We start from the raw sequence: 24095 nt of genomic DNA, 5'->3' as shown, positions 1-24095 counted from the left end.
GTGATCCCGGCGCCCGCACATAACACTTGGGAGACACCATGCCCCTTTTGAAATCCTGGGTCGCCTCGGCCAATTCCGCCGACACGCCCTTTCCGCTGAACAACCTGCCCTATGGCGTTTTCTCCGTCGGTGAGGAAGATCCCCGCTGCGGCGTCGCCATTGGCGATATGATCCTCGACATGCAGGCCGCCGAAGAGGCGGGTCTCATCGACCTGACCGACTACGCCCTCTTCGAAGTGCCCTTCTGGAACGACCTGATGGAGGAAGGCCCCGCCGTCTGGGCCGCCCTGCGCGAGCGCCTGATGGCACTTCTCTCCGAAGGTGCTGCCGAACAGGCCAAGGTCGAGCCGCTCCTGGTGCCGATGAAGGACGCCGAGCTGCACATGCCGATGATGGTCAGCGAATACACCGATTTCTATGCAGGCAAGAACCACGCCGTCAACGTCGGCACCATGTTCCGCGGCCCGGAAAACGCCCTGCCGCCGAACTGGCTGCACATTCCGATCGGCTACAATGGCCGCGCGTCGTCCGTTGTGGTGTCCGGCACCGATGTGCGCCGCCCCTGGGGTCAGCTGAAAGGGCCGAATGACGACGCCCCCCGCTGGGCACCCTGCGCGCGCTTTGATATCGAACTGGAAATGGGCGCCATCGTCGGCACCCCCTCCGAAGGGCCGATCACCGTGGCCGAGGCCGACGCCAATATCTTTGGCTACGTGCTGCTGAATGACTGGTCCGCGCGTGATATCCAGGCCTGGGAATACCAGCCGCTTGGCCCCTTCCAGGCCAAGGCGACCGCTACCACCATCAGCCCCTGGATCGTGACAAAGGCAGCCCTTGAACCCTTCCGCTGCGACACGCCCCCCCGCGAGGTCGAGCTTCTGGACCACATCAAGGACTGCGGGCCGATGCTTTATGACATCGACCTTGAGGTCACCATGGCGCCCGAAGGCAAACCAGCCACCACCATCGCGCGCACCAACTACAAAGAGATGTACTATTCCGCCGCGCAGCAGCTGGCGCATCACACCACCTCGGGCTGCCCGATGAATGCCGGTGATCTCTTGGGTTCTGGCACTATCTCGGGCGAGACCAAGGAAAGCCGCGGCTCGCTTCTGGAACTCAGCTGGGGCGGCAAGGAGCCTCTGACGCTGGAGACCGGCGACGAGCGTTCCTTCATCGTTGATGGCGACACGCTGACCCTGAAGGGTGCGGCCAAGGGCGACGGCTACATGATCGGCTTTGGTGACTGTGTGGGCAAAGTGCTGCCCGCGCTGGACGACCCTTACAAGCGCTGATCCGTGATATCCCTCGACCATATCCAGATTGCCATCCCCAAGGATGGAGAGATCAAGGCCCGCGCCTTTTGGTGTGAAGGCCTTGGTCTAGCCGAGATCGAAAAGCCCGAAGCGCTGAAAGCGCGCGGCGGCCTGTGGCTGTCACTGGCCGGATCCGAGCTGCATCTGGGCGTGGAAGAGGGTTTCACCCCCGCACGCAAGGCCCATCCGGGTTTTGCGGTAGACGACATCGACACGATCGCAGCGCGGATCGCGGCCACTGGCCAGTCGCCGCGCTGGGACGACACCATCAAGAACCGCCGCCGGTTCTTTGCCGAAGATCCCTTCGGCAACCGGCTTGAGTTTCTGCAAAAGGACTGAACACATGGCAAAGGCATTCGCGTCGCAAGGCGACATGACGGAAAAGAAGATCAGCTTCACCGAGGTGGGCGAAGGGCTTTACGCCTTCACCGCCGAGGGCGATCCGAACTCGGGCGTGATCATCGGCGATGATAGCGTGATGATCGTCGAGGCGCAGGCCACCCCGCGTCTGGCAAACAAGGTGATCGAATGCGTGCGCTCGGTCACCGACAAGCCGATCACCCATGTGGCGCTGACCCACTACCACGCGGTGCGGGTTCTGGGCGCCTCCGCCTTTGGCGCGCAGCAGATCATCATGGGCGACACCGCCCGCGCCATGGTCGTGGAACGCGGCCAGGAGGACTGGGACAGCGAGTTCCAGCGCTTCCCGCGCCTGTTCGAAGGCCACGAAAGCATTCCGGGCCTCACCTACCCCACCACCACGTTTTCCGACGATATGACCATCTATCTTGGCAACCGCCGGGTTGACCTGATGCACCTGGGCCGCGCCCACACCGCGGGCGACATCGTGATCCACGTGCCGGATCAGAACGTCATGTTCACTGGCGATATCGTGGAATACCACTCGGCCTGCTATTGCGGCGACGGTCACTTCAGCGACTGGGGCGACACGCTGGACGCCATCAAATCCTTTGACGTGGATGCCATCGCGCCGGGCCGTGGCGACGCGCTCGTCGGCAAGGAGATGGTCAACGCCGCCATCGAGAACACCCGTGATTTCGTCGAAAGCACCTACCGCCCCGCCGCCCGCGTGGCTGCCCGCAACGGCACCCTGAAAGAGGCCTGGGACGCGGTGCGCGAAGAGTGCGATCCCAAGTTCAAAGACTACGCGATCTACGAACACTGCCTGCCCTTCAACGTTGCCCGCGCCTATGACGAGGCCCGCGGTATCGACACCCCCCGCATCTGGACTGCCCAGCGCGATCTGGAAATGTGGGACGCCCTGCAGGGGTGAGCGGCGTTCCGCAATCGCTCCAGTGGAGCGATTGGGCCGCGAACGGGCGGAGCCCCGGGTTCCATCCAACCTGTGGGGCGGTTTGATCCAGATCGTACCGCCCCGCACAAAGACATGAGACGATGACAACAGCCTCCCGGCCAACCCCATGGCCGGGAACCGGAGAAGCTGTGCCAAGCGGCACCCTTTGGGAGGACACCAGATGAACAAGATCTTTGAAGTGCCCCTGTACCCGTATGAACGCCATGCGGATCAGGACGCCCCGGCGCCGGTGCGGCGCAAGGTGGTGATCATTGGCGCAGGCCCGGTCGGCCTTGCCGCAGCCATCGACCTGGCCCAGCAGGGCATCGAGGCGGTGATCCTGGATGACAACGACAAGGTCAGCTTCGGCTCCCGCGCGATCTGTTTCGCCAAACGCCCGCTGGAGATCCTTGACCGCCTTGGCTGCGGTCAGCCGATGGTGGACAAGGGCGTGCAGTGGAACATCGGCAAGGTCTTCTTCGATGATCGTCAGGTCTATGAATTCAACCTGCTGCCGGAGGAAGGCCACAAACGTCCGGCCTTCATCAACCTGCAACAGTATTACTTCGAAGAGTACCTGGTGAACCGGGTCAAGGAATTGCAGGCCGAAGGCGCCCCGATCGAGATCCGCGGCCGCAACAAGGTCTCCGCTATCGGCACCCACCCCGATCACGTGACGCTGGAAATCGACACGCCCGAAGGGTCTTACAATATCGAGGCAGACTGGCTGATCGCCTGCGATGGCGCCGGCTCTCCGACCCGGCAGATGCTGGGGCTCGATTTCGTGGGCCGCGTGTTCGAGGACAACTTCCTTATCGCCGATGTGGTGATGGAGGCCGACTTCCCCACCGAACGCTGGTTCTGGTTCGATCCGCCCTTCAACAAAGGCCAGTCGGCGCTGTTGCACAAACAGCCTGATGGCGTCTGGCGCATCGACCTGCAGCTGGGCTGGGACATCGACAAGGAGCGCGAGAAACGCCCCGAGAACGTCATTCCCCGCCTCAAGGAAATGCTGGGCGAGGATGTGAAATTCGAACTGGAATGGGTGTCGATCTACACCTTCCAGTGCCGCCGCATGGAAAACTTCCGCCATGGCCGCGTGTTGTTTGCGGGCGATGCGGCCCATCAGGTCTCTCCCTTTGGGGCGCGCGGTGCCAACTCGGGCCTGCAGGACACCGATAACCTGTGCTGGAAGCTGAAACTGGTGATGGAGGGCAAGGCCCCCGAAAGCCTGCTCGACAGCTATGATCAGGAACGGGTCTATGGCGCCGACGAGAATATCCTGAACTCCAGCCGCTCCACCGATTTCATTACCCCGAAATCGGAAATGTCCCGCGTGCTGCGCGATGCGGTTCTGGACCTCAGCGAACATCACGAATTTGCCCGCCCGCTGGTGAACTCCGGCCGCCTGTCGGTGCCTTGCACCTATGACGGATCTCACCTGAATTCCGCCGATGCCCTGCCAGATGGGCCAGAGCGCACCCGCCCCGGATCGCCCTGCCCCGATGCGCCCCTTGGCGATGAGTTCCTGCTCCCGAAACTGGCGGACAAGTTCACTCTGCTGACCATCGACGCCGAGGCCCCCGATATGATCGAGGAAGACGGCATCGAAGTCACCCGGCTGGCGCTGTCGGTCAAGGACGACCGCACCCAGGCCCTGAAGGAACGTTACCTCGGCGACAATGCCAGCGGCGTTTACCTGATCCGCCCGGATCAGCACGTGGCCGCCCGCCGCCCCTCCTATGACGACAACCAGTTCCGCGCCGCCATCCGCCGCGCCGTGGGCAAGGAGTAACACGGATGTCCGACCAACTGATCCTGACCCCGAACATCGACGGCGCAGACGATTTCTACGCCGATCTTCTGGCCGCACACGAAGGCCTTTCCAAGGCCGACAGCGACGCGCTCAATGCGCGGCTGGTGCTGGTCCTGTCCAACCACATTGGGAAACGCGCGATCCTGAAACAGGCGCTGGCTGCCGCCGCGCTTCAGCCTTCGGAGGAGAGCAAGTGAAAATCGAGAAAATCCACCACGTCGCCTATCGGTGCAAGGACGCCAAGGAAACGGTGGAGTGGTACAACAAGATGCTGAAGATGGACTTTGTCCTGGCCATTGCCGAGGATCACGTCCCGTCCACACATGAACCCGACCCTTACATGCATGTCTTCATGGATGCGGGCGACGGCAATGTCCTGGCCTTTTTCGAATTGCCGACCAAGCCGGAAATGGGCCGTGACCCCAACACCCCGGAATGGGTGCAGCACATCGCCTTCAAGGTGAAGGACCGCGACACGCTGATCGAATTCAAGGACCATCTTGAGGCGAACGGCGTCGAGGTGCTGGGTGTGACGGATCATTCGATCTTCCACTCGATCTATTTCTTCGACCCGAACGGCCACCGGGTGGAACTGGCCTGCCCAGATCCCAAGGAAGAGGCGCTGCTGGAAAAACTGGACGCGGTGAAATGGGAGATGCTGGAGGAATGGTCCAAGACCAAGAAGGCCCCCAAACACGCAGACTGGCTGCACGCCAAGGAACTGAGTAACGTCTGAACAACGGACGACCTGACAGCCACCGCATCCGGGGATCCCGGGTGCGGTTTCATATCAGGCAGGCACAAGAGGGAGAGACTGATGACGGATGTGGTGCTTTTTGATTACTGGCGGTCGTCGGCCAGCTACCGGCTGCGCATCGCGCTGAACCTTGCCGGGATCGAATACCAGTCCATCCCCGTCGATCTGGTAAAGGGAGAGCAACGCAGCCCCGAACATCTGGCGCGCAACCCGCAGGGCTTTGTGCCGGTGCTGGAGATCGACGGGCTGCGACTGACGCAATCCTTGGCGATCCTCGACTACCTGGACCAGACCCGCGCGTTGAACCTGCTGCCGAAAGAGCCTGCCAAGCGGGCACAGGCGCAGGCGCTGGCGCAATCCATCGCCGTCGATCTGCACCCGGTCTGCAACCTCGCCGTTGCCCGCCATGCAACCCAGCTGAGCGGTGGGCGCGAGGATATGCCCAAGGCCTGGATGCAGCATTTCATCCGCCCCGGTCTGCAGGCGTTCGAGGCGCTGCTGGCGGGGTTTGAACAGGCCCCCTATTGCACGGGTGATGCGCCGGGTTTGGCTGATATCTGCCTGATGCCGCAGGTCTACAATGCCCGCCGCTGGGAAGCGGATATCTCGGACATGCCACGCCTTCTGGCGGTCGAGGAAGCCTGCGCCCAGCATCCAGCCTTTGCTGCCGCCCACCCGGACGCGGTGCAACCCACCGCTTGACCCCGGCGCAGCGCTTCCCCTTACTGTCGGCAACAACAATGGGGAGCGCAGAATGAGCAAACACGGATATGACAGCGGGCGGCTGAACCTGCCTTTCGTCGGCATCTGCACCTTTGGCAAATATCCTTACGTGGAGGACTGGGACGCCATCGATGCGGATGCGGCCGTTCTGGGGGCGCCGTTCGATTTCGGTGCCCAGTGGCGGTCGGGCGCACGCATGGGGCCGCGCGCCATCCGCGAGGCCTCGACCCTGTTCAGCTTTGGCCATGCGGGCGCCTATGATTTCGAGGATGACGTCACCTATCTGGACCCGGCCAAGGTGACCATCGTAGACATTGGCGATGCGGATATCATCCATACCGATACCCTGCAGAGCCACGCCAATATCGAATACGGCGTGCGTAAGATCCTGAAGGCCGGTGCCCTGCCGGTGGTGCTGGGCGGCGATCATTCGGTCAATATCCCCTGCATCAATGCCTTTGACGATCAGGAGCCGATCCACGTGGTGCAGATCGATGCGCATCTCGATTTCGTCGATGAGCGTCACGGGGTCCGCTATGGCCATGGCAACCCGATGCGCCGCGCCGCTGAAAAACCCTATGTCACCGGGCTGACCCAGATAGGCATCCGCAACGTCTCCTCCACCGCCAAGGACGGCTATGATGCCGCCCGCTCAATGGGGTCGGACATCCAGTCGGTCCGCCATGTACGCAAAATGGGCACCGAGGCACTGATCAATCGGATCCCGCAAGGTGAGCGGTATTATCTGACGGTAGATATCGACGCCTTCGACCCCTCAATCGCACCGGGCACCGGCACTCCCAGCCACGGCGGGTTTCTCTATTACGAGGTGTTGGAGATCATCGACGCGCTGGCGCAGCGGGGCGATATCGTCGGGCTTGATCTGGTGGAGGTGGCGCCGGATTACGATACCACCGGCTGCACATCCATTTTGGCGGCGCAACTGCTGATGAACACCATCGGGCGCATCCTGCACCACCGCGATTGAACCTGCTGCGGCGGCTTTATTCTGCGGCGCTTTTGAGGCTGGCCATCAGAGTGTGGAACTTCTCGCCCTGCACCGCGACGTGATCGCGCAGGGCGTCGGCAGCGGCTTCGCCGTCGCCTCGGACCAGCGCCTGCACCACGGCCTTGTGTTCATCCATGGACTGCGCCAGACGCCCGCGAAACCGCAGCTGCTGGCGGCGAAAGGGCTTCAGGCGTTTGTGCAATTTGCAGGCTTCCTGCTCCAGAAACCCATTGCCGGATTCGCGGTAGAGGATGCGGTGGAAACGCTCGTTCTCCACGTAATAGGCATCCGAATCCTGTGCATCGACCGCTGCCTGGCATTTGGCATTGGCATCGTTCAGCTCATCCAGCGCCTGATCCGAAATCCGCTTGGCTGCCAGCCGTCCGCAGACCGCTTCCAGCTCGGCCATGACTTCGAACATTTCCATCAGTTCGACCGGGCCGGGCTGACGTACAAAGGCGCCGCGTCGCGGGATCAGCTGTACCAGACCAGAGAGCGCAAGCCGCTGAAATGCCTCACGAAGCGGCGTGCGTGAAACGCCGAACTGTTCGGCCAGGCGCACCTCGTCCAAGCGGTCGCCATCCGCAAAAGTGCCGTCAAAGATCAGCTCTTCCAGCTCTTCAGCGATACTATCTGCACGACGTTGCCCCATGTATTTTCAGTAGCACTCCGGTTTTGAAAATTCAACATGACTATTCTTGTATACAAAAATATTGACTTGAAAAACACCTGATGTTTACGTTCGGGCATCTCCAGCCATCAAAGGCTGGAATTTCTGGGAGGAAAAAATGAAAACCATGCTGAAAGCTGCGGTCGCTGCCGCGGCGCTCTTGTCGTCGGCCGCGCTGGCCAATGCCACCGAACTGCGCCTGTCGCACCAGTGGTCGAACAAGGACATCCGTCACAAGGTCGCGCAGATCGTCGCCGATGAGGTGGCCGCCGCCGATGTCGATCTGGACATCAAGATCTTCGGCTCCAAATCGCTGTTCAAACCGCGCGAGCAGTATAAACCGCTCAGCCGCGGCCAGCTGGACATGACCGTTCTACCGCTCAGCTATGCTGGCGGCCAGCAGCCCGCCTATAACCTGACGCTGATGCCCGGCCTGGTGAAGAACCACGACCACGCCGCGCGGCTCAGCAACTCGCCCTTCATGGAAGCGCTTGAGGCCAAGATGGCCGACGACGACGTGATGGTGCTGGTGCACGGCTATCTGGCCGGCGGTTTCGCAGGCAAGGACAAGTGCATCACCAAACCCTCCGACATCGAAGGACTGCAGACCCGCGCGGCCGGCAAAGCCTTCGAACAGATGTTGGCGGGCGCCGGTGCCTCCATCGCCTCGATGGCATCTTCGGAAATCTACAACGCCATGCAAACCGGCGTTCTGCAGGCCGCTAATACCTCGTCATCGTCCTTCGTGTCCTACCGGATCTACGAACAGGTCAGCTGCTACACCCCGGCGGGCGACGTAGCCCTGTGGTTCATGTATCAGCCTCTGTTGATGAACAAGAGCACCTTTGAGGGGCTGAGCGCAGCACAGCAAAACGCGCTGCTGGCCGCTGCCGAAAAGGCCGAAGCCTACTACCTGGAAGAAGCCAAGAAACAGGACGCCGCCTCGGCCAAGGTCTTTGCCGACGCCGGTGTGGAAATCGCCCAGATGAGCGCCGATGACTTCGACGCATGGCGCAAGCTGGCCATGGAAACCTCCTACAAGAAATTCGTGGATGAGGTTTCGGACGGTCAGGCGCTTCTCGATTTGGCGCTCGCAGTCGAGTGATAACACCCGGCGGGGTGGCCTGAAGCTGCCCCGCCTTTTTTTGAATATCTCAGAACTTCAGGAGGCGGGAATGGCAGGACAAAGCGCGGCCACGATCGCAAAAACCGGGAACAATCCGTTCCTGCGGGCCGTTGCGGGCCTGTCTACACTTGCCGGCTGGTGCGCGGCTGCCATGATCATGGCAGCGGTTGCGATTACCTGCCAGATGATCGTGATCCGGTTTGTGCTGAACGGATCCACCGTCTGGCAGACCGAGGCGGTGATCTATCTGGTCATCTCGGCAACCCTAATCGGCCTGCCCTATGTGCAGCGGCTGCGCGGCCATGTGAATGTCGATCTGATCCCGATTTCGTTGCCGCCGCGCGCGCGGTTTGGACTGGCGGTTCTGACCTCACTCCTGTCGATCAGCATCATGGCGATAATGCTGTGGTACGGGTTCGAGTACTGGCATTTCGCCTGGGATCGCGGCTGGCGCTCGGACACCGTATGGGGCGTGCGCCTGTGGATCCCCTATCTGGCCATTCCCGTCGGGTTTGCGCTGTTTCTGCTGCAACTGATTGCTGACTTCGTGGCGCTTCTGACCGGCGCCGACAAACCCTTTGGCCTGGATCTCTGACCTATGGACCCACTTGTTCTTGGGGGCATTGTTGCCCTTTCCACCATCCTCGTGCTGTTTTCCGGCGTCTCGGTCGCCCTGGGGCTGCTGATCGTTTCGGCCGGTTTCCTGATGATCTTCGACGGGATGCGCAGCCTTGAGCTGATGCCGGAAATCCTGTTCGGGAAACTGGATAATTTCGCCCTGCTGTCGATCCCGATGTTCATCATCATGGGGTCCTCCATCGCCTCGACCCGGGCCGGAGCGGATCTTTATGAGGCGCTGGAACGCTGGCTGACCCGTGTGCCCGGCGGGCTAGTGATTTCGAACCTTGGCGCCTGCGCACTGTTTGCTGCCATGTCGGGATCCTCGCCGGCAACCTGCGCCGCCATCGGCAAGATGGGCATCCCCGAGATGCGCAAACGCGGCTACCCCGAAGGCGTAGCGGCTGGCTCCATCGCCGCCGGTGGCACTCTTGGCATCCTGATCCCGCCCTCGGTCACCATGATCGTCTATGGCATTGCCACCGAAACCTCTATCGGGCGGCTGTTCCTGGCCGGTGTCATTCCCGGTCTCATGCTGGTGGGTCTGTTCATGGCCTGGTCGCTCTATTCGACCTGGCGCTCGGGCGACACCGAGCGTCTTGGCTCGGGCAGCTATACCTGGGCCGAACGGTTCGAGATCCTGCCTCGCGTGGTGCCGTTCCTGCTGATCATCCTTGGGGTTCTTTACGCCATGTACGGCGGTATCGCGACGCCTTCGGAAACCGCTGCCGTCGGAGCACTTCTGTGCCTGCTGATCGCGATGGTGATCTACAAGCTGTGGAACCCGCGCGATCTGTGGGTGGTGCTGCGCGACAGCACCAAGGAATCGGTGATGATCCTCTTCATCATCGCGGCCGCCGGTGTGTTTTCCTACATGCTCAGCTCGCTCTTCATCACCCAGTCGATTGCCGAATGGATCGGTACGCTGGATGTGAACCGCTGGGTGCTGATGGGGGCGGTCAACGTCTTCCTGCTGATCGCGGGTTTCTTCCTGCCGCCCGTCGCGGTGATCCTGATGGCGGCGCCGATCCTGTTGCCGATCATCACCACCGCCGGTTTCGATCCGATCTGGTTTGCCGTGGTTCTGACCATCAATATGGAGATCGGGCTGATCTCTCCGCCGGTGGGTCTGAACCTTTATGTCATCAACGGCATTGCGCCGGATATTTCGCTGAAGACCATCCTGACCGGCTCGCTGCCCTTCGTGGCCTGCATGGTGCTGGCCATCGTGCTTCTGTGTCTGTTCCCGGGTCTGGCGACCTGGCTGCCCAACCTTGTGATGGGAGGTGCAATGTGACCCTTCTCGCAGATCTTCTTTCCACCGTCTTTGAACGCCGCTACCGCTGGTCGGGCGCGGCAGGACATGACAACCGGCCCATCGCCGAACTGGCCGAGGATCTGGTTGGATCGGCAGGCGAGACGTCTGAGCTGATGCTGGCGCGCGAGGTGATTTCGGGATTCGAGCAACTGGAGGACGCGGACAAACTGGCGTTCTTCACCCATATCGCCACCAAGCTGAACATCGACCCCGAGGCGGTGCGCAGCGGGTTGGATGCCTATGAGCAAAGCCCGTCAAAGGCGACCTACCGCGCCTTCATGGCGGCCGTCGAACCCAGGCGGCAGGAGTTGATCCGCCGCCTGAACCGGGTGCCGGGTGCCACCGGTGCGCTGGTGCGGATGCGCGCGGATCTGTTGCGCCTTGGGCGGGGCATTCCCGAACTTGAAGCACTGGATCAGGATTTCCGGCATCTCTTTGCCTCCTGGTTCAACCGGGGCTTTCTGGTGCTGCGCCCGATCAACTGGCAAAGCCCGGCAAATATCCTGGAAAAGATCATCGCCTATGAAGCCGTGCACGCCATTCACAGCTGGGATGATCTGCGCCGCAGGCTGCAACCGGCGGACCGGCGCTGTTTCGCCTTTTTCCACCCCGCGATGCCGGATGAGCCGCTAATCTTTGTCGAAGTGGCGCTGACCAAGGGCACACCGGGATCGATTCAGGCGCTTTTGGCCGAGGATCGCACCCCCATGACCGCAGATGAGGCCGACACGGCGGTCTTCTACTCGATCTCCAACTGCCAGTCGGGCCTGGCCAGTATTTCCTTTGGCAATTCGCTGATCAAACAGGTGGCCGCTGATCTGGCAGCTGAACTGGCAGGGCTTAAAACCTTTGTTACCCTCTCCCCCATTCCGGGGCTTGCGGGCTGGATCGGGCAGGAGGGTCTGGATTGGGCTCCCTCCGACCCGGACCGGATGAAATCGGACGCGGCCCATTATCTGCTCAACGCCAAGGGTCGCGGTGGCCTGCCCTTTGATCCCGTCGCACGGTTTCATCTGGGCAACGGCGCCATTGTCCATGCGGTGCACGCCGATGCGGATACCTCGGACAAGGGGCGTGCCCAGTCCGGCGGCGCGATGGTCAACTACCTGTATGACCTGAAGAAAGTTGCCCAGAACCACGAACAATTCGCCACCACCCAAAAGGTGGCCGCAACGGCAGAGGTGCGCGCCCTCGCCGCCGCATCAAAGCTGCAAAAAACAGAAGAAAGTTAGCCCATGGCAAATCCTCTTTATGACGGGCTGTTTGGTGCCCATGCCGGAAAATCCACCCCGTTTCTGTATTTGCCCGACGGGCAGGTGGTCAGCCATCAGGCATTTCTTGAGATGGCCGCGCAGATCGCCCATGTCCTGACCGGCAAAGGGCTGCAACCCGGCGACCGCGTTGCCGTTCAGGTGGAAAAATCCCCGGAGGCGCTGGCCCTATATGCGGCCTGTGCGCAGGCCGGTCTGGTGTTCCTGCCGCTCAACACGGCTTATACGGCGGATGAGCTGTCCTATTTCATCGAAAACAGCGGCGCCTCGGTCGTGGTCTGCGATACCGGGAAGGAAGCGACCGTCGCCCCCATCACCAAACCTCTCGGCGCGGCGCTGGAGACACTGAACGCAGATGGCTCTGGCACCCTGATGGACCAGGCGGCGGCGATGCCGACTTCCTACGACACGGTCGACAGGGAAGGCGAGGATCTGGCGGCCTTCCTTTATACCTCTGGCACCACGGGGCGTTCCAAAGGGGCGATGCTGACGCAGAACAACCTGTTGTCGAACGCGGAAACGCTGGCGGCCGAGTGGCGGTTCACCCCGGATGATGTGCTGCTGCACGCGCTGCCGATCTTTCATACCCACGGGCTGTTTGTCGCCAGCAATGTGACGCTGCTGGCGGGCGGTGCGATGATCTTCCTGCCGAAATTCGACCTTGATGCGGTGATCGAGAACCTGCCGCGCGCGACCACGATGATGGGGGTGCCGACCTTCTATACCCGGCTTCTGGGAGATGCGCGGTTCACCGGAGATCTGACCCGGCATATGCGGCTGTTCGTGTCCGGCTCCGCGCCCTTGCTGGCGGAGACCCACGTGCAATTCGAAGAACGCACCGGCCACCGTATTCTTGAACGCTATGGCATGACTGAAACCAACATGAACACCTCCAACCCTTACGAGGGCGAGCGCCGCGCGGGCACCGTCGGCTTCCCACTGCCGGGGGTGGAGCTGAAGATCACCGATCCGGCGTCGGGCGACACCCTGCCCGCAGGCGAGGTCGGCCAAATCGAGGTGCGCGGTCCCAACGTCTTCAAGGGCTACTGGCAAATGCCAGAGAAGACAGCAGCCGAATTGCGCAGCGATGGGTTCTTCATCACCGGGGATCTCGGGATGGTGGACGCGGATGGCTATGTCCATATCGTCGGCCGCAACAAGGACCTGATCATCTCGGGCGGATACAACATCTACCCCAAGGAAATCGAACTGGTGCTGGATGAACAGCCCGGCGTGCTGGAAAGCGCGGTGATCGGCGTACCGCACCCGGATTTCGGCGAAACCGTGCTGGGCGTTCTGGTTCCGGCGCCGGGCGAAACCCCCGACACGGATGCGATCATGGACGCGGTGCGTGACGTTCTGGCCCGGTTCAAACACCCGCGCAAACTGGTGGTGCTGGATGAGTTGCCCCGAAATACCATGGGCAAGGTGCAGAAAAACATCCTGAGAGAGCAGTACCAGGACGCCTTCAAGGCTTCCTGACGCCACGGAAGATGGCCCGGATATGCGCCCCAATCTTGCGGGGTTGTCGGGCAGAATCAGATCTTTTGCAACGCAACCCGGCCGCCCCAACGGCGCCGGGGTGTTATCCTTTTTGACGATCTCAGATGGCGCTTTTCAACAGAAAATAACGGCTCCCGGGCCTGCTCACGACATCGTCAGCCCTGCCTCAGCCGCAGATTTTGGTACATAAAATTCTAAAAACTTCAATCATATACCGCTGCCGCAAAGCCGGTTGGCAGTAAAAGATTATTAATTGGGCAGACTATGTCTGTCTTGACGAAATGTTCACCTGAACGCAAAGTGAATTCATATGAGCGTTACAAAGACAGAATAATGCGCCTCATGTGAGTGATTGAACTCATACGGAATCAATAACGGGGAATTGCTGCGGACAGGACTGATCTGCCGTGGCCTCAGGAGATGAACATGAAACTCAAATCCATTCTTTCGGCGACCACTGCATTTGCCATGGTCGGCACCACCGCATTCGCCGAGAAGGCCGAAGTGCAGTTCTGGCACGCCATGGGCGGTCAGCTGGGCGAAATCGTCGACAAATTCGCATCCGAATACAACGCCGGTTCTGACAGCTGCCACATCAACGCTGTCTACAAAGGCAACTACACAGAGAACATGACCGCCGCTATTGCTGCTTTCCGCGCAGGCGAGCAGCCCCACGTTGTGCAGGTCTTCGAAGTTGGCACCGCCACCATGATGGCCGCCGGTGACAAGGGCGCGATCTACCCGGTCTACAAGCTGATGGAAGACGCAGGCGTCGATTTTGATCCCTCTGCCTACCTGCCTGCCGTGATCTCCTACTACACCGACACCGACAACAACCTGCTGTCGCTGCCGTTTAACTCCTCTACCCCGGTTCTGTGGTACAACAAGACCGCGCTGGACGCTGCCGGTGTTGACGTTCCCACCACCTGGGACGAAGTCGAAGAAGCCGCCCGCGCCCTGAAGGCAAACGGCGTTGAAAAGCCCTTCTCCTTTGGCTGGCAGTCCTGGTCGAACATCGAAAACTACTCGGCATGGCACAACCTGCCCATGGGCACCGAGGAAAACGGCTTTGCCTCGTTGAAAACCGAGTTCAGCTTCAACAACGACGCGGTTGTGAACCACATCCAGCGTATCGCCGACATGGGCAAAGAAGGCCTGTTCGCATACGGCGGCCGTCGCGGTGACAGCCGTGGTCAGTTCGTGAACGGCGAAACCGCGCTGTGGATCAACTCCTCGGCCTATTACGGTGGCTTCAAGAAAGACATCACCGATTTCGAATTCGGCCAGACCATGCTGCCGGTTGACACCGCAGTGGCGGACAAGCCGCAGAACTCGATCATCGGCGGTGCGACCCTGTGGGTTCTGAACGGTCACGAGCAGGCGGAATACAGCTGTGTCGCCGACTTCTTCCAGTTCGTTTCTGCCCCCGAGCAGCAGGCCTACTGGCACCAGAACACCGGTTATGTTCCGATCACCACCGCGGCCTACGATCTGTCCAAGGAACAGGGTTTCTATGAATCCGATCCGCTGACCGACACCGCGATCAAGCAGTTGTCCCTGAACGCACCGACACCGGCCTCCAAAGGCGTCCGTTTCGGTAACTTCGTGCAGGTGCGTGACATCATCAACGAAGAGCTGGAAGCCGTATGGGCAGGCGACAAAGACGCCAAGACCGCCCTGGACGAAGCTGTAGAGCGCGGCAATGCCCTGCTGCGCAAGTTTGAAAAAGCCAACGACTGATCATCCCCACATGTTGGCTATAGGGAGGTCCCTGGCGGGGCCTCCCCTTTTTGAAAAAGACCACCCCAAAGGTTCCTGCCCGTGCAAAAGCGTGTCGTCTTCCGCTCCCGGTTGCTGCCATACCTGCTGGTACTGCCGCAAATCGCGATCACCATCGCCTTCTTCTTTTGGCCCTCCTATCAGGCGCTTGAAAGTTCGTTCTTCATCGAAGACGCCTTTGGGTTTTCCCGTGAATGGGTCTGGCTGGACAACTATTACGAACTGTTCAGCGATCCCGGCTACCTGAAGTCCTTCCGCACGACGCTGCTGTTCGGTTTCTCGGTTGCCTTCCTCGCCATGGCCATCTCGCTGATCCTGGCGGTTGCCGCCAACCGGGTGATCAAGGCCGCGACCGGATACCGGACCCTGCTGATCTGGCCCTACGCTGTCGCGCCCGCCCTTGCCGGTGTGATCTGGTACTTCCTGATGAACCCCTCGCTTGGCATCGTTGCCTACTGGCTGAAAGGGATCGGGATCGAATGGAACCACTATGTGAACGGTGATCAGGCCCTGTTGCTCGTCGTGGTGGCCGCCGCCTGGAAACAGGTCAGCTACAACTTCCTGTTCTTCCTTGCCGGGCTGCAAAGCATTCCCAAGTCCCTGATCGAGGCAGCCGCCATCGACCGGGCCGGGCCGGTGCGCCGCTTCTGGTCGATCACCTTCCCGCTTTTGACGCCCACCACCTTCTTCCTGCTGGTCGTCAACCTCGTCTATGCCTTCTTTGACACCTTCGCCCTGATCCACGCCACCACCGAAGGTGGCCCTGCAGACGCCACCTCGATCCTGGTGTTCCGCGTCTACAACACTGGCTTTATTGGTCAAGACTACGGCTCCTCGGCTGCTCAGTCGGTGATCCTGATGGGCATGGTGATCCTGATGACCTTCATCCAATTCCGTTACGTCGAGCGCAAGGTGCAATACTGATGGTCGAAAATCGCCCCATTCTGACGTTCTTTACCCATGCCATCCTGATCGCCGGCGTCCTGTTCCTGTGCTTTCCGGTCTGGATGGCGCTGGTCGCCTCGACCCACGGTCCCGGCGCACTGTCGCAATCGCCGATCCCGCTGTGGTTCGGAGATCAGGCCTGGGAAAACTATTCCCAGCTTCTGGCCGGTGGCTTGCCCGAGGCCGGCGGTGTGCCGATCGGCATGATGATGTTCAACAGCCTGATCATGGCGCTGGTCATCACCTTCGGTAAGATCTTCATCTCGATCCTGTCAGCCTATGCCATCGTCTATTTCCGCTTCCCCTTCCGCATGGGCTTTTTCTGGATGATCTTCGTCACCCTGATGCTGCCCGTCGAAGTGCGGATCCTGCCCACATTCGATGTGGTGGTGAAGATGGGTCTTCTGAACACCTATGCAGGTCTAACCGTCCCGCTGATTGCATCGGCCACGGCCACCTTCCTGTTCCGCCAGTTCTTCCTGACCATCCCGGATGAGCTGGTAGAAGCCGCCCGCATCGACCGCGCAGGTCCGATCCGTTTCTTCAAGGACATCCTGCTGCCGCTGTCGCGCACCAATATCGCGGCGCTCTTTATCATTCTCTTCATCTACGGCTGGAACCAGTATCTCTGGCCGCTTCTGATCACCACCGACGAAAGCCTCTACACCGTCGTCATGGGCATCCAGCGCATGGTCAACTCGGGCGAGTCGCTGCCGGTCTGGCACTACATCATGGGCACTGCCGTCCTTGCCATGATCCCTCCGGTTCTGGTCGTCGTTCTAATGCAAAAGCTCTTTGTCAAAGGGCTGGTCGAAAGCGAGAAATAAATGGCTACTCTCAACATCAAATCCCTGGGCAAGACCTATCCCGGCGGCGTCACTGCCGTATCCGATGTGAACGCGGATATTGCCGACGGAGAGTTCATCGTGCTGGTCGGCCCGTCGGGCTGCGGCAAGTCCACCATCCTGCGGATGATTGCGGGCCTGGAAAGCATCACCGCCGGTGATCTGAGCATCGGTGAGCGCCGTGTGAACGATCTGGAACCGGGTGAGCGTGACATCGCGATGGTGTTCCAGAACTACGCGCTTTATCCGCATATGTCGGTGCGCGGCAACATGGAGTACGGCCTCAAGAACGAAGGCCTGCCGAAGGACCAGATCGCCGAACGCATCGCCGAGGCCGCCCGCACCCTGCGGCTTGAGGAATACCTCGACCGCAAACCGGCGCAGCTCTCGGGTGGTCAGCGCCAGCGGGTCGCCATGGGCCGCGCCATCGTGCGCGATCCCAAGGTGTTCCTGTTCGATGAACCGCTGTCGAACCTCGATGCCAAGCTGCGCACCCAGCTGCGCGCCGAGCTGAAGGCCCTGCACCAGCGCCTTGGCGCCACCTTCATCTACGTGACCCACGATCAAGTCGAAGCCATGAGCCTTGCGGACCGGATCATCATCATGAACGCGGGCAAGGTGGAGCAGATCGGCACGCCGATGGATCTCTACCTGCGTCCTGCCAGCCGGTTTGTTGCCGATTTCATCGGCAGTCCCGCGATGAACGTGGTCGAAGGCACCGTCACCGAGGATCGCCGCAGCCTGCTGGTTGATGGCAGCCGCGACATCCGCTTTGCCGATGAGATCCCCACAATGGCAGGCGCCAAGATCGCCATGGGCATCCGCCCCGAGCATCTGTCGCTTGATGCCTCGGGCGCAGCGCAGTTCCATCTGGAAGTCGATTTCGTCGAACAGCTGGGCGCAGATACCGTGGTCCACGGCAAGGTCTCCGGCACCTCGGTCCCGCTGGCCGTGCGCCTGCCCGGCGTGCAGCAGCATGACAGCGGCGAGACGCTGGAACTGGGCTGTGGCGCCGATCAGCTACACCTGTTCGATCTGGCCTCTGGCAAACGACTGGCCTGAGGACGGATCATGCAGTTGCCCAAGATATTCGGACATCGCGGCGCCCCGGATGTTCTCCCCGAGAACTCTCTGGACGGGTTCGCGCATACCATCGCCTCCGGCGCGGATGGGATCGAGCTGGATGTGCTGTTGACCAGCGACGGCGTGCCCGTCGTCACCCACAATCACCGTCTTCTGGCCGACACCACCCGCGACAGCGCGGGTGTGTTCCTGTCAGAGGAAGGCCCGGCCATCGGCGCGCTGACCTACGAGGAGCTTTGCGCTTTTGACGTGGGCGGTATTCGTCCGGGTTCGGAGTACGCGAAGAAGCACCCGCAGCAGCAGGACCTGCCCGGCGCCCGTGTGCCGCGCCTGTCCGAGGTGCTGGATCTGGTGGCCAAGGCCGACCGTCCCGTCGATGTTCTGGTCGAGCTGAAGCACGACCCCGAAGACGCCGCAGAACCCGCGCCCGAGGATTTCGTGCGCGCTGCGGTCGATGTCATCACCGCCACGGGAACCCAGGATTACTGCCTGATCCATGCGTTTGACTGGCAGATCCTGTCGGCGGCTAAACGCGTAGCGCCGCAGTTCCGCCGCTCGCACCTGTCGATGAGCCGCGAAATCCACACCTCAGGCAACCTCTACGACGGCTCGCCCTGGCTGGACGGCGCCCCTGCCGATCCAGAGGCGATGCTGCGCCATCTTGCCGACACCGGCGCAACCGTCTGGAGCCCGCTGTTCTGGGAATTGACGCCCGCCCATCGGGAGCTGGCCCGGAGCCTTGGCCTGCAGGTCATGGTCTGGACCATGCGCGGCGAAGAGGCGATCCGCAAAGGTCTGTTGGCGGATGTGGACGGGGTGATAACCGATGATCCCGCGCTGGCTGTGCGGCTGCGCGACGAACTCCTTCCAGCAGAGGCCACGACAGCATGACCCCCGAAGCCGCCTTTGCCAGATACGAGGAAATCCGCGCCCATCTGCCCGTCAGCAATCACAAGGGAAAGGCGCTGCCGGTATCGGGCATTGACCAGGTGATGGATCAGACCGACGCCTTCGTCTTTGATGCCTATGGGGTGCTCAACGTTGGCGACAGCCCAATCCCCGGCGCGCACGAACGCGTGCAGCAGCTGCGCGATGCGGGCAAGGCGCTCTTGGTTCTGACCAATGCAGCCAGCTTTACCCGTGCCCAGACCGAAGAGAAATTTGCCCGCCTCGGCTTTGACTTTGCCGCGGAGGAGATCATCTCAAGCCGCGAGGTCTGCGAGACCTGCCTGACCGACATCGCCCCGGACGGCACCTGGGGCGTGATGGCGCCAGCCGGGTTTGAAGCTTCCGAGCTGCCGGTGGCCGCCGTGGCGCTGGGGAATACGTCCGACACATACGATGCCGCAGATGCCTTCCTGCTGCTCAGCACCTCGGACTGGACCGAGGCGCAACAGGGCATGCTGCACGACAGCCTGGCGCGCAATCCCCGCCCGCTTGTGGTGGCAAACCCGGATCTGGTCGCCCCGCGCGAAACCGGGCTGACGCTGGAGCCGGGGTTCTACGCCGTCGCCCTGCGCGATCAGCTGGGCATTTCGCCGGTATTTCATGGCAAGCCTTTCCCGTCGGTCTATGCCGCAGCGCAGGCCCGGCTTGGTGACATAGCGCCGCAGAGGATCACCATGGTTGGCGACACCCTGCACACCGATGTGTTAGGGGCGCAGGCGCAGGGCTGGAACACCGCCCTGATCACAGCGCACGGGCTGTTCGCCGGTCACGATGTCACCGGCTACATCGAGCGCAGCGGAATTGTCCCGGACTGGATCGCGCCGTCGATCTGATCCAACAGTGGAAGACCTCGGACGGCGGCAACAGGAACGGAAGCCCGGATGAGCGACCTCAACGACCGTCAACGTCAGATCATGGAACAGCTGCGCGCTTCGGGGCAGCAATCCATCAATGAGCTGGCTGCTGAATTCGGTGTCGCCACCCAGACCATCCGCCGCGATATCAACGATCTGTGCGATCAGGGGCTGGCGCGGCGGGTGCATGGCGGCGTGGCGCCGCCGTCCAATCCGCTGAACCTCAACTTTCACGCCCGCGCCACGCTGAACGAGGACCGCAAACGCGCCATCGCCAATGCGGCGGCGGCGCTGATCCCCGAAGGCTCGACCGTTCTTCTAGGCATTGGCACCACGGTTCAATACGTCGCCGAGGCGCTGACCCAGACCCCCGACATCACCATCGTCACCAACAATCTGGAAGTCGCCCGGCTGATGTGCAACGCGCCCTCCTGCGATGTGCATGTGGTAGCCGGGCAGCTGCGCCCTGAGGACCGCGATCTGGTAGGAGCGCAGGCGTTGGAAGGCTACCGGAAGTTCGTCGCGGATTTCGGCGTGATCGGCGCCGGGGCGCTGGATCCCGAATACGGTATCCTCGATTTCAAACACTTCGACGCCGAGGTCAGCAACGCGATCCGCGCCAGCGCGCGGCGGATGCTGCTGGTGGCCGACCATACGAAATGGAGCCGCTCTGCCGCCCACCGCGTTGCGGGGTTCGATGCGATGGATCATTTCATCACCGACCGCCTGCCCGAGAACGTCGATTGGTCCGGCCCGCCCATGACGCTGGCCAGCGGGACGGGTCACAGCCGGACTGGCTGAGCAAAACGGACAAAGACAAGCCTGAGAGGCATCCCGGCGAACATGCAGGGCCGTTTTACCGGGAGCACAGGCTTCAGAACGGGTTCAGAGCATCGGGCCAGCGCCGGGGGTGTTCGGTGATCAACAGCAGCACGTCCGCCCCCGTCAGCGTCTTGCGCGCATCCTCGATCATGCGCAGGTTCAGCTTGTCGATGTCTGATGCTGACATAGGACGGCGAGGATCGTAATAGACAGTCACCAGAAACGTACGGCCCAGTTTGGTCACCGACATGTCCTGCAATTCGCCGCCATCCTCGGCGATCGCGGACCGCAGGCTGCGCCGGGCGCTCGCGACATACTCCGGCCGCGCGCTCGCGCCGGCCAATTCGCCCAGACCACCCCGGAATTCACGCACATAGGAACCGATGGCCAGCAGACAAAGCAAGAGTACAATCACTGAGTCTCCAACCGGCGCGACCGGCGCCAGCGGGCCATCCCGGAACAGATAGATGGCGCCCAGACCGGCACCCGCAGCAGCCGTGATCAGCCCGTCAAACATCGCAGCCTTCGCCTCAAGCCGCAGGATCGCGCTGCGCTTCCCCGTTCGGCGCCAGGTAAAATGATGGAACCCCCACAGGATCGCGCAGACCAGCCCGGTCCCTGCAAAGTAGATGATCATGGGGGCAAAATTCAGCGGCTCAGGCGTCATGCCACTGAGGTAGTTGTAAACGTTCTTGATCGCATTCGTGATGGCGAACAGGACCAGTCCCAGAAGGGACAGCGACCGGAAGGTGGAGAAGATCGCCTCGTCCGCAGCATAGCCATAGGGGCGCGCCTTGTCGGGGCCTGCATCAATGCGGCGGCTGATCCGCCGTCCAAGAAGCGCGGAACCGAATCCGATCAGGGAGAACAGACCGTCCATCATAATCGCGTTGGAGTTCGATAGCACACCCGCCACCAACCCTGCTGCGGCCATGAACAGGTTGCCCCACATGGCCACGCCCAGCGAACGGCTTTCAAGGCGCTTTGTGTTGTCGCCGTTCTGCGTAGCCATATCGCGCTTTCCCAGTGTGACACCCGTTTCGCTGCATCCCTATCCTGCCATCAAATGTCTGCCAACACCCGCAAGGCATGCCTGCCTTCCGCACAACCATAGAAAAAGGCGGCCCCTTAGAGCCGCCTTTTCATTTTCGCTTCAGACCAAGGTCAGTCGCCACTGCCCTCGCCGCTCAGCGTGCTCGGAGCAAAGACATTGCCAAAGCCGGAGTTGTTGCTGTCGTCCGCCGCGGGCGCCTTGCTTTCTTCCTCCTCGGTCTCGCCATCCCCGGTCAGGGTGTTGGGGCTGAAGACCCCGCCAAAGCCGGAGTTGTTGCCAGAGGGCGCTGCCTGAGGTTTCGGCGCGGTTTCGGCCTCTTCCGCCGCCTTGCGGGCCGCTTCTTCGGCGCGGCGCTGGCGCAGTTCCTGGATGCGCAGTTCGGTCTCGATGCGCTTTTGCTCCTGCACATCGGCAATACATTGCGCGGGGCTGTAGACCGTGGCGGTGCCGACAACGACAACCGTAGCGCAGGCCAGAACCACCAGGACCACCGCCGCCCAGTTCGAGCTGAGGAAGCCCGGAACGCGGAACTTGCCGCTTTCCAGCTCTTCCACCGTAGCGTCCTTGCGGGCCGTGGCCACCAGTTCCTTGCGGCGGATGTTCGCCTCGTTGAACAGCGCGGCAAAGACGGTCAGCACCACGATGATAAAGGCCAGGGCCGAGATCGCAGGCGTAATGCCATAGCGCACCTTCTGGGCCAGTTCGATGGTCAGCGTCGGATATTCGCCAAAGGTGAAGGTGGTGGTGTTGTAGTTCTCGAAACTGGCGAGATAGGCCAGAACCGCAGCCGAGGCAATCGCCGGTTTCATGAACGGGAGCAGCACCTTGCGGAACGCCTGCGCATGGGTGGCGCCAAGGTCCAGCGCCGCCTCTGTCAGGGCCGTGTCATAGCGTTGCAGCCGCGCCACCAGCACCAGCATGCAATAGCTGGCGATAAAGGTGGACTGACCGATCACCGTCAGGAACAGCCCGTTTGACAGGAAGCTGTCTGCGCCAAGACCCACCATGCGGTTGATGCGGTCCCAGAACACCAGCGTCGAAATACCGATGACAACGCCAGGGATCAGGATCGGCGCGATGATGATGGTGTAGTATGTGGCGCGCAGCTTGGGCCAGATCTGGGTCAGCATCAGTGCCCCGGCGAGCCCCATCGCCACCGACAGTACCACCGTGCCCGCCCCCACCAGGATCGAATTCTTGATCCCGTTGAGGATACGCTCGTCCTGAAACAGGGCGGAGAACCACTCGAAGGTCAGGCATTCCCAGGGCGTGGCCCGCGGGAATTCGGGGCTGTTGAAGGCGGTGACCGACATGATCACCAAGGGGCCCAGCAGATAGGCAAAGAAGATCGCCAGATAGATCCAGAGGCTGGCGCGCATCAAGGAGAAGGACTTCATTTGCCGATATCCCCCATGTTGACCTTGAACAGGCGCATGATCGCCAACACCAGCAGGATACAGGTCACCAGCAGCACCACCGCATAGGCCGCGCCCTGTGGCCAGTCACTGTTGTCATTGAACTGTTGATAGATCAGCTGCGTAAACCAGAGCGACGATGGGCCACCCAGGATTTGCGGCGCCGCCAGCGCCCCTGCCGACAGCATAAAGACCATGGTGCAGCCCGAGGAAATGCCCGGTTTGGCATAGGGGATGACCACGCGGCGGTGGATCATCGGCCAGCTGGCCCCCATGTCCCGCGCCGCCTCGATCTGGTTGCGGTCAAGGCTTTCGATCACGTTGTAGATCGGAAAGATCATCAACAGGATGTATGCATAGCCAAGCCCGGCATAGAGCGCGATATCGTTGCGAATGAAATCAAAGGGTGTGTCGAAAATTCCCAGCCCCACCAAAGCGTTGTTCAGCACCCCGGTTTCGCCAAAGATGATGCGCAGGGCAAAGGCGCGCAGGATCTCATTGATCCAGTAGGGAATGATCAGCATCAGCGCAAAGATGCGGATGTGGTTGCCCTTGGTCTGCGCCAAATAATAGGCAATCGGATAGCACAGGATCAGGTTGAACAGGGTCACGAATACGGCTGCAATCAGGGTCCGGTAGAACACCCGCAGATCGACGGCGTTATAGTCCTGACTGCCGCCCTCGGGGCCGTAGATCAGGTATTTGTAGTTCTCGACAGTATAGACATCCTTAGGTCCGCCGATTTCCGGCGGTGGCAGGTTGGGCCGGAACGAGAAGTCGAGCATCGACAGCTGCGGCAGGATGATGAGGCCCACGGTCCAGAACAGGACCAGACCCAGCATCAAAGACCCCATGCCGACGCCGTTTCGGTTGAAGAATTCCCTCAGAAAACGAGGCATCACGATCGC

General features: G+C 61.3%; 24 protein-coding genes. 20 read left to right on the top strand and 4 right to left on the bottom strand.

All coding sequences use genetic code 11. The features are described 5' to 3' along the window. The first annotated feature begins 38 nt into the window (after positions 1 to 38). The 8 genes from fahA to speB all read left to right on the top strand — a co-directional run bounded on the left by fahA (position 39) and on the right by speB (position 6915). On the top strand, positions 39 to 1295 hold the full coding sequence (gene fahA / locus SM764_RS10670) for a fumarylacetoacetase (protein WP_369001768.1): 1257 nt from the start codon (positions 39 to 41) through the stop codon (positions 1293 to 1295). A gap of 3 nt (positions 1296 to 1298) precedes the next feature. Then, on the top strand, positions 1299 to 1655 hold the full coding sequence (locus SM764_RS10665) for a VOC family protein (protein ID WP_368948411.1): 357 nt from the start codon (positions 1299 to 1301) through the stop codon (positions 1653 to 1655). 4 nt (positions 1656 to 1659) lie between these two features. Continuing rightward, positions 1660 to 2610 (top strand): MBL fold metallo-hydrolase, encoded by a 951-nt coding sequence (locus SM764_RS10660; protein ID WP_341641840.1) that lies wholly within the window; start codon positions 1660 to 1662, stop codon positions 2608 to 2610. A gap of 202 nt (positions 2611 to 2812) precedes the next feature. After that, on the top strand, positions 2813 to 4426 hold the full coding sequence (locus SM764_RS10655) for an FAD-dependent oxidoreductase (protein WP_369001767.1): 1614 nt from the start codon (positions 2813 to 2815) through the stop codon (positions 4424 to 4426). Between the two features lie 5 nt (positions 4427 to 4431). Then, positions 4432 to 4644 carry a DUF2783 domain-containing protein gene (locus SM764_RS10650; protein ID WP_065271581.1) on the top strand — a complete coding sequence of 71 codons (213 nt, stop codon included), beginning with the start codon at positions 4432 to 4434 and terminating at the stop codon, positions 4642 to 4644. Further along, positions 4641 to 5183 (top strand): VOC family protein, encoded by a 543-nt coding sequence (locus SM764_RS10645; RefSeq protein ID WP_274833316.1) that lies wholly within the window; start codon positions 4641 to 4643, stop codon positions 5181 to 5183. Before SM764_RS10650 ends, SM764_RS10645 begins: the two co-directional genes overlap by 4 nt. An 81-nt stretch (positions 5184 to 5264) precedes the next feature. Next, the gene (gene maiA, locus SM764_RS10640) at positions 5265 to 5906 is read left to right on the top strand and encodes a maleylacetoacetate isomerase (RefSeq protein ID WP_369001766.1); all 642 of its coding nucleotides are present in this window, start codon (positions 5265 to 5267) and stop codon (positions 5904 to 5906) included. A 52-nt stretch (positions 5907 to 5958) separates the two neighbouring features. Further along, positions 5959 to 6915, top strand: a complete 957-nt coding sequence (speB, locus tag SM764_RS10635; RefSeq protein ID WP_274830335.1) for an agmatinase — start codon at positions 5959 to 5961, stop codon at positions 6913 to 6915. A gap of 16 nt (positions 6916 to 6931) precedes the next feature. Here the strand turns inward: speB and SM764_RS10630 are convergent, their stop codons facing one another. Further along, positions 6932 to 7588 carry a GntR family transcriptional regulator gene (locus SM764_RS10630; RefSeq protein WP_369001765.1) on the bottom strand — a complete coding sequence of 219 codons (657 nt, stop codon included), beginning with the start codon at positions 7586 to 7588 and terminating at the stop codon, positions 6932 to 6934. A 136-nt stretch (positions 7589 to 7724) separates the two neighbouring features. Here SM764_RS10630 and dctP point away from each other — a divergent pair, with 136 nt between their 5' ends. The 12 genes from dctP to SM764_RS10570 all read left to right on the top strand — a co-directional run bounded on the left by dctP (position 7725) and on the right by SM764_RS10570 (position 20697). Continuing rightward, on the top strand, positions 7725 to 8711 hold the full coding sequence (gene dctP / locus SM764_RS10625) for a TRAP transporter substrate-binding protein DctP (RefSeq protein WP_369001764.1): 987 nt from the start codon (positions 7725 to 7727) through the stop codon (positions 8709 to 8711). Between the two features lie 70 nt (positions 8712 to 8781). Continuing rightward, positions 8782 to 9327, top strand: a complete 546-nt coding sequence (locus tag SM764_RS10620) for a TRAP transporter small permease (protein ID WP_065271587.1) — start codon at positions 8782 to 8784, stop codon at positions 9325 to 9327. A 3-nt stretch (positions 9328 to 9330) separates the two neighbouring features. Next, positions 9331 to 10647 carry a TRAP transporter large permease gene (locus SM764_RS10615; RefSeq protein ID WP_369001763.1) on the top strand — a complete coding sequence of 439 codons (1317 nt, stop codon included), beginning with the start codon at positions 9331 to 9333 and terminating at the stop codon, positions 10645 to 10647. After that, a complete protein-coding gene (locus tag SM764_RS10610) occupies positions 10644 to 11900 on the top strand; it encodes a malonyl-CoA decarboxylase (protein WP_369001762.1) in 1257 nt (418 codons plus the stop codon). Before SM764_RS10615 ends, SM764_RS10610 begins: the two co-directional genes overlap by 4 nt. Positions 11901 to 11903: 3 nt before the next feature. Next, positions 11904 to 13421 carry a malonate--CoA ligase gene (locus SM764_RS10605; RefSeq protein ID WP_369001761.1) on the top strand — a complete coding sequence of 506 codons (1518 nt, stop codon included), beginning with the start codon at positions 11904 to 11906 and terminating at the stop codon, positions 13419 to 13421. A gap of 447 nt (positions 13422 to 13868) precedes the next feature. Then, a complete protein-coding gene (gene ugpB / locus SM764_RS10600) occupies positions 13869 to 15182 on the top strand; it encodes a sn-glycerol-3-phosphate ABC transporter substrate-binding protein UgpB (protein ID WP_065273600.1) in 1314 nt (437 codons plus the stop codon). Positions 15183 to 15263: 81 nt separating this feature from the next. Further along, complete coding sequence (gene ugpA, locus SM764_RS10595; protein WP_065271591.1) at positions 15264 to 16145, top strand: sn-glycerol-3-phosphate ABC transporter permease UgpA; 882 nt, start codon at positions 15264 to 15266, stop codon at positions 16143 to 16145. After that, the gene (gene ugpE / locus SM764_RS10590; protein ID WP_274830339.1) at positions 16145 to 16993 is read left to right on the top strand and encodes a sn-glycerol-3-phosphate ABC transporter permease UgpE; all 849 of its coding nucleotides are present in this window, start codon (positions 16145 to 16147) and stop codon (positions 16991 to 16993) included. Before ugpA ends, ugpE begins: the two co-directional genes overlap by 1 nt. After that, the gene (locus SM764_RS10585; protein ID WP_065271593.1) at positions 16994 to 18073 is read left to right on the top strand and encodes a sn-glycerol-3-phosphate import ATP-binding protein UgpC; all 1080 of its coding nucleotides are present in this window, start codon (positions 16994 to 16996) and stop codon (positions 18071 to 18073) included. A gap of 9 nt (positions 18074 to 18082) precedes the next feature. Further along, complete coding sequence (locus SM764_RS10580) at positions 18083 to 18985, top strand: glycerophosphodiester phosphodiesterase family protein (protein ID WP_369001760.1); 903 nt, start codon at positions 18083 to 18085, stop codon at positions 18983 to 18985. Beyond that, positions 18982 to 19875, top strand: coding sequence for an HAD-IIA family hydrolase (locus tag SM764_RS10575; RefSeq protein ID WP_274838234.1), 894 nt, complete (start codon positions 18982 to 18984; stop codon positions 19873 to 19875). The genes SM764_RS10580 and SM764_RS10575 overlap by 4 nt, the downstream gene beginning before the upstream one ends. Before the next feature lie 48 nt (positions 19876 to 19923). Next, a complete protein-coding gene (locus tag SM764_RS10570) occupies positions 19924 to 20697 on the top strand; it encodes a DeoR/GlpR family DNA-binding transcription regulator (RefSeq protein WP_369001759.1) in 774 nt (257 codons plus the stop codon). Positions 20698 to 20770: 73 nt separating this feature from the next. Here the strand turns inward: SM764_RS10570 and SM764_RS10565 are convergent, their stop codons facing one another. The 3 genes from SM764_RS10565 to SM764_RS10555 form a co-directional block, all read right to left on the bottom strand. Further along, positions 20771 to 21730, bottom strand: coding sequence for a cation efflux transmembrane domain-containing protein (locus SM764_RS10565; protein WP_369001757.1), 960 nt, complete (start codon positions 21728 to 21730; stop codon positions 20771 to 20773). A 152-nt stretch (positions 21731 to 21882) separates the two neighbouring features. Then, positions 21883 to 23169, bottom strand: a complete 1287-nt coding sequence (locus SM764_RS10560; RefSeq protein WP_369001756.1) for an ABC transporter permease — start codon at positions 23167 to 23169, stop codon at positions 21883 to 21885. Further along, positions 23166 to 24086, bottom strand: a complete 921-nt coding sequence (locus SM764_RS10555; RefSeq protein ID WP_065271599.1) for an ABC transporter permease — start codon at positions 24084 to 24086, stop codon at positions 23166 to 23168. Before SM764_RS10555 ends, SM764_RS10560 begins: the two co-directional genes overlap by 4 nt. Positions 24087 to 24095: the final 9 nt, after the last annotated feature.

Origin of the sequence: Pseudophaeobacter sp. 1A16562 (genome assembly GCF_041008785.1) — a bacterium.
GTDB classification, from domain to species: domain Bacteria; phylum Pseudomonadota; class Alphaproteobacteria; order Rhodobacterales; family Rhodobacteraceae; genus Phycobacter; species Phycobacter gallaeciensis_A.
This window is presented reverse-complemented; position numbering and strand designations above follow the sequence as displayed.

Bases quoted from the DNA above. Each gene is read 5' to 3' on its own strand.
- fahA (WP_369001768.1), top strand. From the start codon at position 39: ATGCCCCTTTTGAAATCCTGGGTCGCCTCGGCCAATTCCGCCGACACG.
- SM764_RS10660 (WP_341641840.1), top strand. From the start codon at position 1,660: ATGGCAAAGGCATTCGCGTCGCAAGGCGACATGACGGAAAAGAAGATC.
- SM764_RS10655 (WP_369001767.1), top strand. From the start codon at position 2,813: ATGAACAAGATCTTTGAAGTGCCCCTGTACCCGTATGAACGCCATGCG.
- SM764_RS10650 (WP_065271581.1), top strand. From the start codon at position 4,432: ATGTCCGACCAACTGATCCTGACCCCGAACATCGACGGCGCAGACGAT.
- maiA (WP_369001766.1), top strand. From the start codon at position 5,265: ATGACGGATGTGGTGCTTTTTGATTACTGGCGGTCGTCGGCCAGCTAC.
- speB (WP_274830335.1), top strand. From the start codon at position 5,959: ATGAGCAAACACGGATATGACAGCGGGCGGCTGAACCTGCCTTTCGTC.
- SM764_RS10630 (WP_369001765.1), bottom strand. From the start codon at position 7,588: ATGGGGCAACGTCGTGCAGATAGTATCGCTGAAGAGCTGGAAGAGCTG.
- dctP (WP_369001764.1), top strand. From the start codon at position 7,725: ATGAAAACCATGCTGAAAGCTGCGGTCGCTGCCGCGGCGCTCTTGTCG.
- SM764_RS10620 (WP_065271587.1), top strand. From the start codon at position 8,782: ATGGCAGGACAAAGCGCGGCCACGATCGCAAAAACCGGGAACAATCCG.
- SM764_RS10615 (WP_369001763.1), top strand. From the start codon at position 9,331: ATGGACCCACTTGTTCTTGGGGGCATTGTTGCCCTTTCCACCATCCTC.
- SM764_RS10605 (WP_369001761.1), top strand. From the start codon at position 11,904: ATGGCAAATCCTCTTTATGACGGGCTGTTTGGTGCCCATGCCGGAAAA.
- ugpB (WP_065273600.1), top strand. From the start codon at position 13,869: ATGAAACTCAAATCCATTCTTTCGGCGACCACTGCATTTGCCATGGTC.
- ugpE (WP_274830339.1), top strand. From the start codon at position 16,145: ATGGTCGAAAATCGCCCCATTCTGACGTTCTTTACCCATGCCATCCTG.
- SM764_RS10585 (WP_065271593.1), top strand. From the start codon at position 16,994: ATGGCTACTCTCAACATCAAATCCCTGGGCAAGACCTATCCCGGCGGC.
- SM764_RS10580 (WP_369001760.1), top strand. From the start codon at position 18,083: ATGCAGTTGCCCAAGATATTCGGACATCGCGGCGCCCCGGATGTTCTC.
- SM764_RS10575 (WP_274838234.1), top strand. From the start codon at position 18,982: ATGACCCCCGAAGCCGCCTTTGCCAGATACGAGGAAATCCGCGCCCAT.
- SM764_RS10570 (WP_369001759.1), top strand. From the start codon at position 19,924: ATGAGCGACCTCAACGACCGTCAACGTCAGATCATGGAACAGCTGCGC.
- SM764_RS10565 (WP_369001757.1), bottom strand. From the start codon at position 21,730: ATGGCTACGCAGAACGGCGACAACACAAAGCGCCTTGAAAGCCGTTCG.
- SM764_RS10560 (WP_369001756.1), bottom strand. From the start codon at position 23,169: ATGAAGTCCTTCTCCTTGATGCGCGCCAGCCTCTGGATCTATCTGGCG.
- SM764_RS10555 (WP_065271599.1), bottom strand. From the start codon at position 24,086: ATGCCTCGTTTTCTGAGGGAATTCTTCAACCGAAACGGCGTCGGCATG.